Annotated in this window: 12 protein-coding genes and 2 pseudogenes; 4 read left to right on the top strand and 10 right to left on the bottom strand. The window is 55.7% G+C overall.

Features of this window, described 5'->3' with window-relative positions; all coding sequences use genetic code 11:
* Nucleotides 1–380 precede the first annotated feature (380 nt).
* The 6 genes from ACA027_RS08805 to ACA027_RS08780 form a co-directional block, all read right to left on the bottom strand.
* Entirely contained in the window at nucleotides 381–2162 is a 1782-nt protein-coding gene (locus tag ACA027_RS08805; protein ID WP_370681994.1) for a UvrD-helicase domain-containing protein, read from the bottom strand.
* A complete protein-coding gene (locus ACA027_RS08800; protein WP_370681993.1) occupies nucleotides 2162–4300 on the bottom strand; it encodes an AAA family ATPase in 2139 nt (712 codons plus the stop codon). The genes ACA027_RS08805 and ACA027_RS08800 overlap by 1 nt, the downstream gene beginning before the upstream one ends.
* A 131-nt stretch (nucleotides 4301–4431) precedes the next feature.
* Nucleotides 4432–4812 (bottom strand): transposase, encoded by a 381-nt coding sequence (locus ACA027_RS08795; protein ID WP_370681992.1) that lies wholly within the window; start codon nucleotides 4810–4812, stop codon nucleotides 4432–4434.
* A gap of 35 nt (nucleotides 4813–4847) precedes the next feature.
* Nucleotides 4848–5189, bottom strand: a complete 342-nt coding sequence (locus ACA027_RS08790) for a transposase (RefSeq protein WP_370681991.1) — start codon at nucleotides 5187–5189, stop codon at nucleotides 4848–4850.
* 57 nt (nucleotides 5190–5246) lie between these two features.
* Nucleotides 5247–5396, bottom strand: coding sequence for a hypothetical protein (locus tag ACA027_RS08785; protein WP_370681990.1), 150 nt, complete (start codon nucleotides 5394–5396; stop codon nucleotides 5247–5249).
* A 410-nt stretch (nucleotides 5397–5806) separates the two neighbouring features.
* Complete coding sequence (locus tag ACA027_RS08780) at nucleotides 5807–7306, bottom strand: flagellin (RefSeq protein WP_370681989.1); 1500 nt, start codon at nucleotides 7304–7306, stop codon at nucleotides 5807–5809.
* A 387-nt stretch (nucleotides 7307–7693) separates the two neighbouring features.
* On the opposite strand from ACA027_RS08780, the gene ACA027_RS08775 reads away from it, so the two are divergent.
* Nucleotides 7694–8326 (top strand): DUF2026 family protein, encoded by a 633-nt coding sequence (locus ACA027_RS08775; RefSeq protein ID WP_370681987.1) that lies wholly within the window; start codon nucleotides 7694–7696, stop codon nucleotides 8324–8326.
* 425 nt (nucleotides 8327–8751) lie between these two features.
* Nucleotides 8752–9657: a hypothetical protein gene (locus tag ACA027_RS08770; RefSeq protein WP_370681986.1), complete on the top strand. Its 906-nt coding sequence runs from the start codon at nucleotides 8752–8754 to the stop codon at nucleotides 9655–9657.
* A gap of 390 nt (nucleotides 9658–10047) precedes the next feature.
* Here ACA027_RS08770 and ACA027_RS08765 read toward each other — a convergent pair whose 3' ends face one another.
* Nucleotides 10048–11655: a hypothetical protein gene (locus tag ACA027_RS08765; protein ID WP_370681985.1), complete on the bottom strand. Its 1608-nt coding sequence runs from the start codon at nucleotides 11653–11655 to the stop codon at nucleotides 10048–10050.
* A gap of 114 nt (nucleotides 11656–11769) precedes the next feature.
* On the opposite strand from ACA027_RS08765, the gene ACA027_RS08760 reads away from it, so the two are divergent.
* Nucleotides 11770–12096, top strand: coding sequence for a helix-turn-helix domain-containing protein (locus ACA027_RS08760; RefSeq protein WP_370681984.1), 327 nt, complete (start codon nucleotides 11770–11772; stop codon nucleotides 12094–12096).
* Nucleotides 12097–12272: 176 nt separating this feature from the next.
* Here ACA027_RS08760 and ACA027_RS08755 read toward each other — a convergent pair.
* A pseudogene (locus ACA027_RS08755) lies at nucleotides 12273–12633 on the bottom strand (integrase core domain-containing protein); the annotation flags it as partial.
* A gap of 80 nt (nucleotides 12634–12713) precedes the next feature.
* Here ACA027_RS08755 and ACA027_RS08750 point away from each other — a divergent pair.
* Nucleotides 12714–13994: an IS110 family transposase gene (locus ACA027_RS08750; protein WP_370681983.1), complete on the top strand. Its 1281-nt coding sequence runs from the start codon at nucleotides 12714–12716 to the stop codon at nucleotides 13992–13994.
* A gap of 239 nt (nucleotides 13995–14233) precedes the next feature.
* On the opposite strand, the pseudogene ACA027_RS08745 reads toward ACA027_RS08750, so the two are convergent.
* Together ACA027_RS08745 and ACA027_RS08740 are read right to left on the bottom strand one after the other, a co-directional pair.
* Nucleotides 14234–14800 (bottom strand): annotated as a pseudogene (locus ACA027_RS08745) (IS481 family transposase); the annotation flags it as partial.
* 131 nt (nucleotides 14801–14931) lie between these two features.
* Nucleotides 14932–15342: a 4'-phosphopantetheinyl transferase superfamily protein gene (locus ACA027_RS08740; RefSeq protein WP_370682546.1), complete on the bottom strand. Its 411-nt coding sequence runs from the start codon at nucleotides 15340–15342 to the stop codon at nucleotides 14932–14934.
* Nucleotides 15343–15405 lie beyond the last annotated feature (63 nt).

Here is a 15405-nt window from a genome sequence, read left to right as displayed (position 1 = left end):
TTATACCAAATAACATATATCAATTATATTTGATATATGAATTTATAGACTTACTAACCAAACTATGCGGCAAGTCTGACCACCTGGCGCATATCCGCGTTGACCAGTCCGCGGATCATGACTGCTGCGACCCCAAGCAGTCATTGCCCTGAGCCTTCCATGCAAGTCCACTCCACACCTCAAAGCTTCACTAGAGACAGGCCGCTTTGCATGCGCTGAAGCAGTGCGACCGATGTGATGATGCCGTTCGTACCGCCTGGGCCCATCCGTGATAGCAGCCTTTGGCTAACTTTTTGTGTCAATCACCTCGCTGGCTCGAAGCCAGGTGCCGTAGGTAATGGACACAGGACTAAACCGCTCTTGCGGTAGCTACCCCGCCCTCACTCCCCGTTGTAATCGAAATCACAGCGGGCCAAAACTTCGGTGGGCTCGTAGCTGCCATATCTTCCGCGTGAGCGACCGACCTCCGAGATGAGGTGCAAGTGCTTTCGAGCGCGCGAGGCCAAGACGTACAGCAGCTTGCTGGCTGCGAGATCACCGTCGGAATCGCTGAAGTGGGGCACCATGCCCTGGAGAAGACCGAACGCGATGACTACGTCAAACTCCGCTCCCTTGACCCCGTGAATGGTCGACACCGTGATCCCGGTCCGTTCACGGAACACCTTCTTGAAGAACGACAGATCGGTGATGTAGCCGGCGCCGGAATTCTGTAGCTTCTCCAGCCGCGCCTGGGAACTCGCAAAGAATGCTTCGCGATGCTCCACCAGCGCGGGGAAAGCACGCAGCGCGATCCCCAGGCGATCCAGCAACGCGACGAATGCTTGATCCAGATACGCCAAGCCATTTGTTTCGGTAATGGCGAGGGAGTTGGACTCCCGCAGCAGCGACCGCTGCGTGATTCTGGACGTGTCGACACCGAAATCTCGCAGGTCGGCAATGACGTCCCTGGCCCATCGCATGCGTCGCACCAACATTTGGGGCGACGACTCCGTCAGCAAGATCTTGGACAGCTTGAACCAAAAGTTATCGGGATCATTGCTGAACGGCACCAATCCCGGACCGTCGAACTGCTGGTCGGGGAGCAGTGCTACCAGTTTTCGGGTGGTTGACGCCAGCAAGATCCACCACGGCGCCAACACGCAAATCTCTTCGGGTGCATGCCCTTCGGCTAAGCTGTTTTGAATGAGCCTGACCAGTTCATCATGAAGATTGCCGTGCGCAACGAGGCGGTTGTAGGAGACGTGGCTGGGAAAGCCGACCATCCTGCCTGCTCCCTCGATGTCGGTAGCGTGCACATTGAAGTTGGAGAAGTGCCCGATGATCCGCGCGCTTGAGCGGTAGTTCAATCTAAGCGCCATCTCCCGAATGGGGATGCCCGTGAGCGCACGAAAATCCGACACCGAAATGGCATAACCGCCAAGTGAGCCATAGATTGCTTGGTTGGGATCGCCCACGATGAACGTCTTGGTGCTGCCGGCGCCCGCCCGAAGGATGGCCCCCACTAGGTTGTACTGGATCTGCTTCGTGTCCTGGTACTCATCAACTAGGACATATGAAAAGACTTGCGAGAGCAGCGTCGCGATATGCGGCTGGCTCCGCATCAGTACCTGGGAGTGCCAAAGGATCAACTCAAAATCGATGCGCCTCGTATCCGCCAGTTCTCGAAAGTAGGCTGCCAAGACCTCATGGATGCTGTCGTGCTTTCGCGTGTCAGCGCATCCCAGCCGGTAACTATCTCCTTCAAAGTAATAGTCGCAGTCCCACAAGGTCACGCCGCGGTACGGTGCGCACAGTCGCTCGAGCATCTTGTCGCGGTCGTGCCGGTCCAAGACCGTGAACCCGCGAGCCAGCTCTGGGACATAAATTCCGTAGGGCTTGATGATCCATTCGAGACAAAAAGAGTGAATGGTTCCGATCCACAAGGCGGAGGTATCGACGCCAAGGGCTTCAATTCGCTCCTGAATTTCGTCAGCGGCCCGGTGCGTATAAGTGATGGCCACGACGATGCGCTTGTCCGTGCGTCGGGACAGTTCGTAGGCGATCTTGTAGGTCAGCGTGCGCGTTTTTCCGCTGCCCGGACAGGCGACCAGGAACACGCTCGATGCTTCTTCAACGGCGGCAGCTTGCTCGGGATTGAGCTCGGTGGCATCCCAAACAAACATCAGGTCATCCCAGCCAGGAACACATGGATCACGTCTCCCGGCAACGCCGTTATGGCCGCAGTACGAAGAGTGACTAAATCGATTTCCGAGCGCCCAAAACGCTCCACCTCAGAATTAAAGAGCGTCAGGCGTGGACGCGCAGCGTGATCCGTGCCCCACAGACAGTTCATCCGGTGCCGGAGGATTCGCATAATCAGCGGTCGCGAGAACGGGCCATGCGCAAATAGGACGGCCTCTCGGATGTAGCCAGGCACCACTGCTTGGTGATCCAGCGTTTGCGCGAGCAGGATGGCGAACCACCCCTTGCCTTCTTGCTCGGCCATCGTCAAGGTCCGGCAGCCACTTTGATGAATTAGGCCCGAGCGAAGGTCGGTCATTGCCTGCGTGATCGTCGCTGGTGCCTTGTAGACCTTGTCGACGCTGCGAACGAAGGCTTCATGATTGCCTGAGCCGACCAGATCCACCTCGAACGTATGTGTAGCGTAGAAGCTCTGCACCCAGGCATTGTCTGCGGCAAATGCGTCCAAATCGACCTTTCGCTGCGCTCCAGCCGTTTGCGAGCCAATCGCTTTTCGCTTCCTAGCAGCCAAGACGTCCCCATCCGTCGGATTCGGCGTGGTATCGAAAAATATCGTGTCCAGGTCCGTGACGATCGCGCACCGCTTGCGGATCCGGGTGTCGTGGAACAGAACCGCGACGTTCTTGAACCCGGTGCTTCGGATGTTGATGACACTGATCCCCAACTCATCCACGCTCAAACCCAGGACCCGCTTTACGAGCACAGGGATCAGGATCTCTTCCGCGTCTCCCTCCACCAAAATCACGCTCTTGGCGAACAGCAGGTTGCTTCGCACTGCGTCCAGGTACCGCTGTATGCTTGTCACCTGCGCAGGATCCAGTCCAGTCGCCGGCTGGTAAGCCTCACAGAACGAACCGCGTCGACCCAGGATGTTGACGTTGCTCACATTGCTCACTTCGGAGATGTGGGTGGAGTGCGTCGTGTAGATGACCTGAGCATCCTCATAGGCGATGCGATCAAACAGCGTCTTCTGGATATGGGTGTGGATATGCGCTTCGGGCTCTTCGATGAGCAAGAAGTTCGCGATCGCCATCTTCTCTCGCTGGTACTTGAACTCCAGCAGTTTGAGGGTTAGGTAGATCAGATTGGCACCGCCAAGGCTGAGTTCGTTGATCGTCCCTTCATATCCGTCCTCCGACTCCCCAATGAACAGACGCAGTGACTGAAACAACTGCTCCGCCTCCTCGGGTAGATCCGACCTGATCGACAGCGAGGTCGGGGAGTAGGTTTCGCCGGCAGTGTCCTTGATGGTCTCTCGGATATGCTTGCGCACCGACTGCACGTCCTCGAGCCCTTCGATGGCGCCATTGAGATCGCGCACCTTGTCCACGATTGGGACCAAGGCCGCCGCGTCGATCTCACCGCTCTTGCTTCTGAGCAGAGTCAGCAGCGGATTAGTCCGGTTGTTGTGAAACTCAGCCACGACGTCGCGAAGCGCCTGGATGAAGGTAAGTGACACCTCCTTGGTGACGGACAGAAATCCTGGCACCTTGGCCCCAATCTCAGGGAACTCGGTTTCGACAGAGAAGGAACAAACGTCGAAGTTTCCGACGATCCGTTGATATGTGGCCGGATCACCAAAATCAGCGCTGCTTCGGCCGGTGAAGATGGTCTCGTAGTCGTCGATGGTGATGCCATCCCGAATTGCCTTCAACCCCGCATTGTCAAAGTCCTCGAGGGCTGCCAGCTTCAGCCGGATCTCCTTCTTGGGCCGGAAGATCAGGTTGTAAGTGGCCTTGGAAATCGGTCCGGCGTGGATCCCGGCGGTGCCGTGCAAGAACAGCGCCTGGACCGCCTCATCCGGGCTGAGGTTCTCGAATTCCATGCTGATGATGATCCAGTGGCCCTTCCACTGATCCAGCGCGCGGCTGAAATCGGACTCTTCCAGCCGATAAGCTGCGCGAACCATGTTGTCGTCCAGGAGCAGCCGTATGGCGCGGAGAATGTTGGACTTGCCCGCACCGTTCTCTCCGATGATGGTATTGACGCCGCGCTGAAACGTCAGATTGGTGTTCTTAAAGTTTCTGTAGTTGACCAGCGTAAGTTTGGAGATGTGCATACCTTTGGCCCTCCTGCTCCCTGAGGCGCTAGTGTCTAGTTGTAAGCTATCGTAGCGTACCAAGGATGGCGAGAACGCTGGCCCTAGTGAGATAGGGACAGGACTGTGCATATGCCTAGGGCCTGTTCACCTTAGCGAAGTTGCTCACAGATCAAGGCCATTGAGACGAATGTGGCAAATATCACATCCAGCTTGTCGTAGCGCGTAAAAACTCGCCGATACGCTTTGATTCGTCGAAACAACCGCTCGACTTCATTGCGTTGGCGATACCTTTGCTTATCCAGTAACCAAGGATTCTTGCGTTGCAGGTGGGCAGGAACAATTGGTATGAGATTTCTTGCCTCGGCCATCGAACGCAACTCATCGCTGCCATAGGCACTATCCATCAGCAGATACACCGCGCTGTCCTGAGCCCCAACTGCATCAATGAGGTTGCAGCCCTCTGGACAGTCACCTGCTTGCCCGGGTGTCATACTCCAATCAAGCGCATCTTTGCAGCTGGCTGCGATCATATGGATCTTGCAACTCTAGCCTCCCCGACTTCTGCCTATGGCTTGGGGGCCGTTTTTTTCTGAGCGCCACAGCCATCGGGGTGAACTTTGACGATGGTGGAGTCAAGGCTCAATGCCTGAACTACCCACTGACTAAGTCGTTGTTGTTGCAGGTGATTGAGCACCTGCACCAGAACACCGCTGTGAGCCCAGCGATACAGACGCATGTATACCGTGTGCCAAGGACCAAATCGGGATGGCAAGGCTCGCCACTTGCAGCCATTGCTGACCATATAAGCCAATGCGTTGAGGAACCTGTAGTGGCTAATCAATTTACTGCCGTGTGGCTTGGGCAGTAGGTGACGAATACGTTTGAACTGAGCGCGAGTGATGTACATGCAGGCGCACGATTTTCAGTGCTCCAGCATGCACTCAACTATTAACGTGAACAGGCCCTAGGCATCCACAAGCCCGATTTGCTGACTGTGCGCAAAATTGCGATGATGCTTACGGTCCCTGTCGCGTTCTTCTATGCAGACACCGACGATGAAGTGGCTGAACTGCTTTTCCAGTACGGACACGCCAATCAGGAAACGAGACAACATATCCAACAAATACTGAAAGCCGACTCCGCTGAGGCAGCTGTCTAAGCTGGTAAGCCGCGTAGAACTAGGTGGCAGCTCTAGCTCTGCGAGCAGCCCCTAAATTGCAGCCAAGAATGAGTGCCACTGAGGTCTGAAAGACGCTTAGCGAACCTGCCCCAGCGATCGAAAAGCCAACTCAAAGCGAGGGTCCAGCATGGGACCTACATTGCAGCGCGACCAAGGTGAAGTCTGGCTCGAATCAAGGTTGAAAACATGGCCCGGAGCCATGGAAACTCTACGGTGAGCAGATGCTCGGCTAACCGTCAGCATAGGTCGTGCGGCACTGCTCAGTGCAACCGATGCCGCAATCCAGTTCTGAATCGCCCCGGCACATTCTCTTGGCGACATGGGAAACAGAGCATGTGCTGAACTCAGGTCTTAAGCAACTGCAGCACGCTTTGCGGAATCTGGTTGGCTTGCGCCACCATGGCCGCGCCTGCCTGCTGCAGGATCTGCGTACGACTGAGGTTGGCTGTTTCCACCGCGTAGTCAGCGTCCACGATACGGCCACGCGCTGCGGCTGTATTTTCTTCAGCGATACCGAGGTTGCTCACCACCGATTCAAAGCGCGACTGCATTGCGCCTACATCAACTCGTGCACGGCTCACCTGCTTGATCGCAGCATCGTAGATGACCAATGCCCGACTCGCCAAAGCGGGTGTGGTGAGTTTTGCATCCGACAGCGTGGCGGTATGCCTTGAGTCTCCTGCATCAGGGAACGGCCCCACTTGGTTGTCATCCTGGTCATAATAGCCCCCATTCACACTGAACTCTTCTTCCGAAATGAGTGTGAGGGTTCCATTCACCAGCACGTCGTTTGGTCCGCCAAAGGCACCATTGCCGCCGGCTCCAGCTGCATTCGCAAAAGCACTGAAAGCATTGCCATCCCAGTCGTTGACAAACATGTTGACGCCTGGCGCAGAGTCGTTGAGCAACCGGATCTCTTCCGTTTCATTGACTAGCTGCACCATGCCTTGCTGATTGACGCCTGTCGCCCGGATACCCGTTTGGCCACTGACCGCATTGATGGCTCCGATGGCATTCCGAGTCGCGGCTGGATCGCTCGGGTTCCAAGTAAAGGCCACGGTTTGCACCTTGGTTGCATCACCATTAGCCACCTTGAGCGTCACGTCCACAGGCCACGTGGCTGGAGTACCAAACATCACCCACGCGCTGGTGCCACCAACCTCGGCATAGATTTGGGGCTCCAGTGCAGTGCTGTTCACCTTCTTAGCAATCGAGGTAACGCTTTCGTTTTGCGCAACAGGTATTGCTGTGCCACGCAAAACCAAGTCTCCTGCTGGAAGTCCGTTATCGCCGCGAGTAAATGTGCGTTCTGAACTGCCAGTCCATATCGCAGCGGCCAAGTCCGGAGCCTGTAGCGAAGGCAGACTCATGCCAATGATCTCTCCGGCATTGGCTCCCACCTGAAAGGTCTGCGCCATAAAGCTGCCATCAATGAGCTTCTGTCCATTGAAATTGCTGGTGCTCACGATGCGTGAGAACTCCTGCAGCAACTGCTCCCGCTCACTGTCCAGGGCTTGTCTGTCGCTAGCCGAATTCGTCCAGTTTACGGCCTGCACCGCTAGCTCTCGACTACGCTGCAAGATGTCCGTGAGCTTTTGCATCGCACCTTCTGCCGTCTGAGACAACGAAATGCCATCGTTGGCGTTGCGACGAGCCACCCCCACACCTCGCACCTGCGTACTCATGCGTTCGCTGATAGCCAAGCCTGCCGCATCGTCCTTGGCACTGTTCACGCGCAAGCCCGACGACAGCCTCTGCATGGTGGTGCTCAAAACAGTGCCCGACAGCGCCAAGTGCCGCTGCGCAGTGAGGGAGGGAGTATTGGTATTGATCGTTAAAGCCATTGCGTACGGTGCTTTGCTCCAGCTGTCTTGGTGAGGGTGGTTCACGAGCTGATGAGAGACCAGTGGCTAGCGGCTTCCTCACCGAAGCTACGTAATTCGTAGCATCATGGTAGTGACACAGCCTCAGATCAAAGGTGCAAACAAAGCGGCAAAAACTACGTATCTCGTAGTCAAAACTGATGCAATGAGCCGCAGCGTATGCCCGGCCAGGAACCTCCGGTCGAGTCTGGATAAGCCACAAGAGCATGACCAGCCAGAGCACCTGGAGCAAAAAAACCAGGAAAGGCCATCAGTGCAGCTGAGCTCTCAACTCCTGCATACTGTCTTGGTCAATATCCTGTGCTTCCAGGACTCAGCCGGCATCGCATCGCCTTTCAACACCACAGAATGCCCCAACCACCGCTCCCGTTTAAAGACTACGAACGCATCTACCAGACCATCTATAGCGTCATAAAATCGGCCGGCTTGGCTCGGCACCGCGCATGCCTAACCTTTGCGACGGCAGGCATGTTGCTTTTGAGAAACCACTATGGTTTGGATGCCACGATCAGTGCCGGAAGCATGGCTCTCATGGTCGATGAGGAATCCGCCCTGGTGGTCGTTTATGGTCGCCAAGTGAATGACCAGTGGATTTACGACACAAAAGGCTTTCATGCATGGGTCGAAGTTGATGGCTGGCTCGTCGACTTTATGGCACCCATCCTGGGACAGGCACTCATTGAGGATGGATGCAACTTCAATGTCCCGCGCCGCATGCTGCAGAAGCCACTTGCTGACCGAAAGAATTATGCGGAAGAGGTTCAGCACGAAGGAGAATTCTTCTGCTATCACGACAAAGCCGTTACCGAATCTCTGATCGACCGCCAATCACACGAATTCTTCAACATCATTGACGTCTGCCAACATTGGTATCGGAGGCCACCCGCAGACATGCCACCATTGGCAAGGCGTCTCAATGGACCTTCCGGATCCAAATCTGTGGTGCCCCTACAGGCACCTAGCATTGACGGGGTTTGGTAATGCGATGGATCAGGAGCCATAAGCGCATCTCCATGCTTGCGACTGGCGCGCTTTAGCAGTCTGCAGGCATGACCAACACAACTGACCTCTTTGCGACGATTGCTGCTGGTTTCTAACGAGGCTTCGACAGAAGCTTTGGGTCAATTACAGAGATCAGTCCGGTGACGGTTCCCGCCCGATCTTGCATGGCTTCATGCCTGCCTAGCATTGAGCTTGCCGATCAATTGGAATTTTGATTCCGACCACTTCACGGATCATCTTTTCAATGAAATCTGCCGGCGTCTGCGTCAACTAGCACGCGGGTTGGCGCATCTTTAAAGTGAACCATCTCGCATCGAATCGATCAACATCTTGGCACCTTCGCCAGAAACTAGCTTAGGGCTGCGCTCCATCCGGAGCCTGACAAGACAGTAAGGAGAGAATCAGTGGATAGTGCCCGCGACAAACGTACCTGCGACATCATCGACGCAGAGCAGCTTTGGGACTTGGAAGTCGTGGACAAGGATGCCTACGAATGCCCCGGATGCGGCATTCAAGTCTTTCCGGCTTCGTACCGGAAGAACATTAACAAGAAGCGCCCGTACTTCACCCCGATGGACAACAAGCACATCCAGCCCTGCGGTGTCGATGGTGAAGAAAAGCTGGTCAAGAAGGCAAGGAAAGAACAGGTTGGTACTCCTGAGGGCTTTCCTGTTCCATTCCCGAATCGTCTCCGTTTTGATGAAGAGCGCCCAGTTACAACTGGAGGGGATGTGCCCAGAGCTGGTGAGGGAGCCGGCCGCGCACGAACCCGTGCCAACGGCGAGCGCGGCCGGTCGTATCACGGCCACACGGTCAAGACCATCCGTCCGGTTTGTCGTGTGTTCATGGACTTCCCTAACGACCGCGCACAGTTGCCGCTGCAAATCCCCGGCTGCCCAGGCTCGACCTATACCACGGTGTTTCGAGGACTTGGCTTCTTCGGGATCGAAAGGCAACAATCTCCGACGCGATTGTTTTGCGCTGCATTGCGCTGGCGCTCAGCAGTCGAAACGGACACCTACATCGAGTGGGCCTTGGATGCAGGCGAGTGGCCGAAAGATGAGGAGCGCCCAACGAGGTTCTACAAGGTTCGCGTGATGTGGGCTGACTGGACTGACAGGCAACGCAACACCTTACGGGAGGAAATTGAGATCGCCAAGGACGCAGTGAAGGGCAAGGCCGGCCAGCCCGAGAAAGCCTGGCTATTCTTCGTTGGCACTCAAGACGGCGAGGACACGGCCCTGTTCACCGTGCATCGCTACCCCTTCATTTGCTGCCGCGTCGGCGAGATGATTTGGCCACGACGTTGAGTGGGCGTCATAACAAAAGGGACTTCCATATTGTGTTTGAGTCAGGTGATCGGCACCAACTCCCAAAGGGGCTCTCCGTCAAAAGAGGGGCCCTTCCCGTTTGTGCCTCCAGTAGCTCGAATGGCGACAGCGAGCACTACAGGAAGAGAAAGATGCACGTGGTATGGCGCATGAGCTAGAACGTGAAGTGGGCCGCCGCCTTGGCTCGTCTAAGAATGAGACGCCGCGATCGCGGCAACAGGCAGGCTGCTTAGCCGTTTTGCAGCAAACACCGGAACGGTGCTGAAAGCTCTGCTGATCTGTAGAAGTTCTGATCTGATCAGTGCCAACATGCACCCGAGCATCACTTCCACTGAACCTGGCTTGAGTCACGGAAGAATCCACTCGCCATCAATCCAGTGGTAGTGCCTTTGGCTTGCAAGCTGCAATGCTGCTCTTGTTCTGATTGCTAATGGTATTCATGGCACCCAGCAAGCCCGCGTTCTTGCCTTTGAAGTCCATCCAGCCTTGCTGCCAGAGCGCTTGAAAAAGCTTGCTGGCCTCGTCGGCACCCGCACCCACCCCTTGGATCATGATCGGGTGCATGAAACTCAACTGTACTCTTGATCCTTCCGTTTTCAGCTTAGCGATGTTGGCTTTGATGGCCGGCGCATAGCGCTGCGCCAGTTCCTCATGCAGTTGCTGCACGCTGCCCCGGGAGGCGTTCGTGAACAAGCGCTGAGTGGTGATGACTTTGAAGTCGCCGTCGCTATCGGTCTGCACCGCGATCGTGGTTGGGTCGCCTGATTGGCTTTCGTAATAGCCTTCGAGGCGAAACGCCCCGCAAAATCTCGGCTTGGTTTTTGCCATCAGCTTCGGCAAGCCTAGGTCAAAGTTCAGGCTTGACCCAGACGCGAATCCCATCGGGTTGGCTTTGATGTTCACGGTGCCTCGAAAGCCTTGTTTTTGGCTTGCTGGCTGGGGCACAAAGTACATGGCAAGCGCAACGGTATCAGCATTGCGTTTTCCTCCCAATGCCTGTTCCGCCAACTCATATGCCTGAACCAGATGGAAAAGGTTCTTGAGCAGCTGATCACGCCCGGAGTTATAGGATGTGGGCCATGTCAGTGCTTCCTTCTCAAGGCCCTCCTTGTCGCCCTTACGGTACAAGGCTTCCATGCGCTTGAAACTTTCCTCCGCATTTGAAGGCAAAGTGCCGTGCAAAGTGAGGCCAGAGCGCAATTGATCAGCCAAAGTCAACACAGGCTCAAAAGGTGCGTTCAATGTCTGGATGGATGCTCCCAGGCAAATTCCATCAAGGCAGGGAGACGGCAAAGCAGCAGCGGCTTCAGAAGTTGAAGCAGCAGCGGCTTTGGTGCTGGTCTTTTTCACATCGGGCTGCTCAACGGATGTTCCCTCAACCCTGGCGGACGACGTCGAAGATGATGGGTTAGGAGGTACTGCTTTTCCTGTTCGCACCACGTTACTAGGCGGAGCTGATTCGGATGATTTTTCACCACGTGCTGTCGGTGCCGAACCGGGCCGTGATGCACTGTGCACAACCGTTGTGGCTGGCGTGGGCAACGCGGGCTGTGGCACTGCAGGAGGCGACGTTGAAGCGGCGACTGGTGATGGCTTGCGTGCGGCATGTGCCAAAGCAGTTTTGTCATAAATCAGCTTCAGATGAATGGCATGCACTTCTCCGATGTTGGACGCTACACGTAGCACCTTCACAGCTCTCTTCGTGGGTTGGAACTTGCGCAAATCCACCACCCAGTGCGCCCCTAGGTCATCAAAGGGAATGTCGGGCGTGAGCACCGTGTACATGTACAGCGACGGCTCAGGGCTTTTAACGGAGCACAGTTCAGTGTCAGGGTTGTGGCATTCCATGTAGTAGTCATGCACCCTTGATGCCAGTTGAGTACCTTCACGAGCGCCGACAGCCTGTGCCCAAGCGCCCGCAGCGAATCCCAACACACCCAGCGCTGTGAGCCAGCGCGTTCCCTCTCTCACTACCATGCTTTGTCCTCTTATTGGGCTGGGCAGTTGCTTCTTGCCTCAGCAGAGCTACGTAACTCGTAGTATCGAGAATAAATCATAACTACGAATCTCGTAGCCTTTTAAAGGTGCGAGATGTCTGACGCAGATGAACAATGGGGCGCGAGGCTCAAACAGGCCCGCTTGGCTGTGGGGCTGTCACAAAAGATGCTGGGGATTGAAGCGGGAATCGATGCGTTCGTGGCCAGCACGCGCATCAATCGCTATGAACTTGGCATCCACAAACCTGACCTGCTGACTGTACGCAAGCTGGCTGCTGTGCTCCGAGTTCCTGTTGCGTTCTTCTACGCTGACACGGACGATGAAATTGCCGAACTGTTGTTCAGGTACGGGAAGGCTTCTGATGAAGTGCGCCTGAGGATTCAAGCCCTTCTTCCTGAGCAGCCTCCGCAAGACATGTAACAGAATCTTTAAGTCTTCCTATGGAATGCCATGTGTGTAGGACAAAAAATGCCGTTGCGGTCTGCTTCATCACTGATGGTGCGACCACCGTTGCGTAATGCGACGATCGGGGAATGAGTGGTTCGATCTGTGAAAACAGCGCCTTACTGACAGTAGCACTTCAACGGCAAGTAGTATTAGGTGTTTAGTCTCGGCATTTGGTGGATCGGATCAATCGTGAATCGCTCAGGCTCGGATGTCCACTGTTTGCAGATGGATTCGTAGGGTGTCAGACCCTTGAGCGTCTTGAGTCTTCGCCCGAAGTTGTAGGCGTCGATGAAGTCAGCCAAATGCTGACGCAGTTGAGCGTGATCGTTGTAATGGAAGCGTTTGACGGTCATCTCCTTGGTGATCCGGTTCATGCGTTCGACCTGCCCATTGGTCCAATGGATACTTCACCTTGGTCAGGCGATGCTCGATGACATGTTCGACGCAGACCCGACCGAAGATGTGGTCGAAGGCGTACCGATCACAGGTTCGATTTGTGAACTGGATGCCGTAGTAAATGCATAGTGGTTGTCAGCCACTGTCGGCAGCAAGCATCCTTTGGATCGCTGACTTCCGAAGGAGACCACCCAATGGCTGACTTGAACCATCCTACGCCCGCGCTGCACTGGGTTGCAATCGACGTGGCCCGCTACTGGAATGCGGTCCTTGCCGAGACGGCATCCGGTCAACGCCATCGCTTTCGTATGACCAACAGCGCTGCAGACATGCAGCGTCTTATCGACTTCTTGCTCGGCCTTGGTGGTCAATCTCGAGTGGCCCTAGAGCCCACTGGAGACTATCACCGCCCGATCGCCCATCGGTTACTGCAAGCCGGCTTTGAGCTCGTCTCGATCTCATCGGTGGCCCAGTCGAGGTTTCGCGAAGCGATGTTCAACTCGTGGGACAAGAACGACCCCAAGGATGCCGCTGTCATCCTGGAGATGCTCAAACAGGGGCGCACTCAGAGGTACGTCGATCCCATGCTGGCGGGTCACCATGACATCCAGGAGCTATCCAAAACCTATTACCAGATCAGCCGCGCCAGGACCAAGGTTCAGCACGCCATCATCAACCACCATGTGCCGCTGTACTTTCCAGAGATGCACAAGTATTGGACCAGCACCCGTAACGAATGGTGGGTGAGGTTCATGATCGAGTTCCCCACCCCTGCGCATGTGCGGCAACACACCTGCCAGGAGTTTATCGAGTTGGCTTCACCAGTGGTTGGCCGACGCGTCCATCGCGTTGCCAAGCTGACTGAGATCTGGGAGTGCTGTGCAGACTCCGGGGCGTTACCGCACGATCCGCAAAGCGTTGCGGTCCAGACCTTTCTGTTCACGCTGCATCACTACCAGCACCTCAATGACATGCGCCGCCAGCTCGAAGGACAAGCACAGAACCTACTGGCCAGCAATGCGGACTACATGAGCCTGATGTCCTTGCCGGGTGTTGGCCCCATCAACGCGCTGACCATCCTTGCCGAGGCCGGTAATCTGCGCCGGTTCGGGCATCACCGGCAGTTTCTGAAGTACTGCGGTTTTGACCTGGCTAAGAGCCAGTCGGGTGTTCGCCGCGGTCGTGAACAGTTGTCCAAACGTGGTAACGCCCGCTTGCGTCTGGCCTTCTGGCTGGCCGCCGTCGTTGCGATTCGGGCCCGCGAGAACTCGTTTCGGCAGAAGTACGATCGATACGTCAGCAGCAACCCCAAAGACCCCGACCTCAAGCGCAAGGCGCTCACGGCCGTGGCTGCCAAGATGGCGCGCATGGCGTACGGAATCGTCAAGAAGAACCAGCCCTACAGGCAGTTCTTTGAGCAGAGTTTGCCCAGCGGATCGATCCCTCTCAATAGGGCCGTCGGGGCGCCGACGTAAGTCGGAGACCCCTTAGATAATGCTCGGACCTTCCGCTGGGCTGCCTACGCTGTTTTAGGTACGGTGAAGATCACGACCACGTCGTGAATCTTGTTTCCACTATGGTTAACCGAGGCATCCATGTGCGGCGGAACCGCGTCGCTGATTCTGCTCATCGCTCTTTGCTATCGGCCGATCTGCTCTGCAAGACCGGATGCGATGCTGTTGTCATTTGCGGGAGCCCCTCTTGCATTTAGTACGTTGTCGGTCAGCACCGTATGAATGGTGTACGGCACGGCATCGATCAAGTTGCGCAGGAACTGTGCAGCAATCATCTTACCGGCTGTGGGATGGAGTTCGGTGAAGGCGAACTTGGAGGTCCTGTCGATGGCCACGAAGAGATAGAGCTTGCCTTGGGCCGTCTGCACCTCTGCGATGTAGCCGATCGGGTAGCTTTTGAATTTCTTCTTGGCTGGCTTGGTGCCCTCGACCTCAGGCAGTCGCGAGATGCCGTAGCGTTGGAGACATCGGTGCAACGACGAACGCGTCAGGTCCGGAATCTTTGGCTGCAGCGCGTAGAGGCAGTCGTCCAGCGGCAGCAGCGTGTGCTTGCGAAAGGCAACGATGACTGCTTCGTCCTCGATCGACAAAACGGTGGAGCATGCCTGTTTCGGCCCGGTTGGAAGATCGGTGACCGAAGTTCGCTCCACCGTCTTCTGATTAATACCGTAACGTCCAGAAAGCGCTCTCAGGCTCTCTTGACTATTTTGTATTGCTCGACGGACTGCCTCTGTCGTTGTGGCGCTGCCGTGCAGAACTTGGCCCATAGCGCTTCCTTCCATTTCGCTGAGAAGATTGCACCATCAAAACACGGGACTAAACACCTAGGCATACAGAGACGATGGGGTCATCACCCGAGACCAGCGTAGGCGGCGCTGGTCGGCTGCTGAGAAGAAAGCTATGTCCAATTTGCGACGGAACCTAGTACACCCAACTCGTCGATACAGAAGTCTGTTAGGTAGGCACTATGGGCACCTAAATCCACCTCCATTCGTCGGCCCGCCTGACGGCCACAGGGGCGTAACCTCGGTAAGCACGTTATCGCGGGAAATTGCTCAATTCCAAAGGCACCTAATTTTACGCACGCCTCCTTTCTAACCCATTGCTGAATCGCAAAATTCTTTCCGGCATCAACGCCGACCCATTTCTTATATCTCATCCAACGGTTAACTTCCCTCGTACTGAGGAACGCCTGAGCCAGGGACTCATCAATCTGAATAGACTTTGCACACTCAATATCAATGCCTACTTCGGCCTCGGACGCTATTGCTGCAACGATACCCTTGGAGTGTGCCCACGACACATACATACCATCTATGTCCAGAAGGTATGGGCGCCCGTGGGCTCCCCCACAGACACCACATTGCTGTGT

This window comes from Comamonas sp. GB3 AK4-5 (assembly GCF_041320665.1).
Lineage (GTDB): Bacteria > Pseudomonadota > Gammaproteobacteria > Burkholderiales > Burkholderiaceae_C > Comamonas.
Note: the sequence above shows the minus strand (reverse complement) of the source record. Positions and strands in the feature narration are given on the sequence as shown.

Coding starts and splice junctions, on each gene's coding strand:
- ACA027_RS08805 (WP_370681994.1), bottom strand. CDS start 2,162: ATGTTTGTTTGGGATGCCACCGAGCTCAATCCCGAGCAAGCTGCCGCC.
- ACA027_RS08800 (WP_370681993.1), bottom strand. CDS start 4,300: ATGCACATCTCCAAACTTACGCTGGTCAACTACAGAAACTTTAAGAAC.
- ACA027_RS08795 (WP_370681992.1), bottom strand. CDS start 4,812: ATGATCGCAGCCAGCTGCAAAGATGCGCTTGATTGGAGTATGACACCC.
- ACA027_RS08790 (WP_370681991.1), bottom strand. CDS start 5,189: ATGTACATCACTCGCGCTCAGTTCAAACGTATTCGTCACCTACTGCCC.
- ACA027_RS08785 (WP_370681990.1), bottom strand. CDS start 5,396: ATGTTGTCTCGTTTCCTGATTGGCGTGTCCGTACTGGAAAAGCAGTTC.
- ACA027_RS08780 (WP_370681989.1), bottom strand. CDS start 7,306: ATGGCTTTAACGATCAATACCAATACTCCCTCCCTCACTGCGCAGCGG.
- ACA027_RS08775 (WP_370681987.1), top strand. CDS start 7,694: ATGCCCCAACCACCGCTCCCGTTTAAAGACTACGAACGCATCTACCAG.
- ACA027_RS08765 (WP_370681985.1), bottom strand. CDS start 11,655: ATGGTAGTGAGAGAGGGAACGCGCTGGCTCACAGCGCTGGGTGTGTTG.
- ACA027_RS08760 (WP_370681984.1), top strand. CDS start 11,770: ATGTCTGACGCAGATGAACAATGGGGCGCGAGGCTCAAACAGGCCCGC.
- ACA027_RS08750 (WP_370681983.1), top strand. CDS start 12,714: ATGGCTGACTTGAACCATCCTACGCCCGCGCTGCACTGGGTTGCAATC.
- ACA027_RS08740 (WP_370682546.1), bottom strand. CDS start 15,342: ATGTATGTGTCGTGGGCACACTCCAAGGGTATCGTTGCAGCAATAGCG.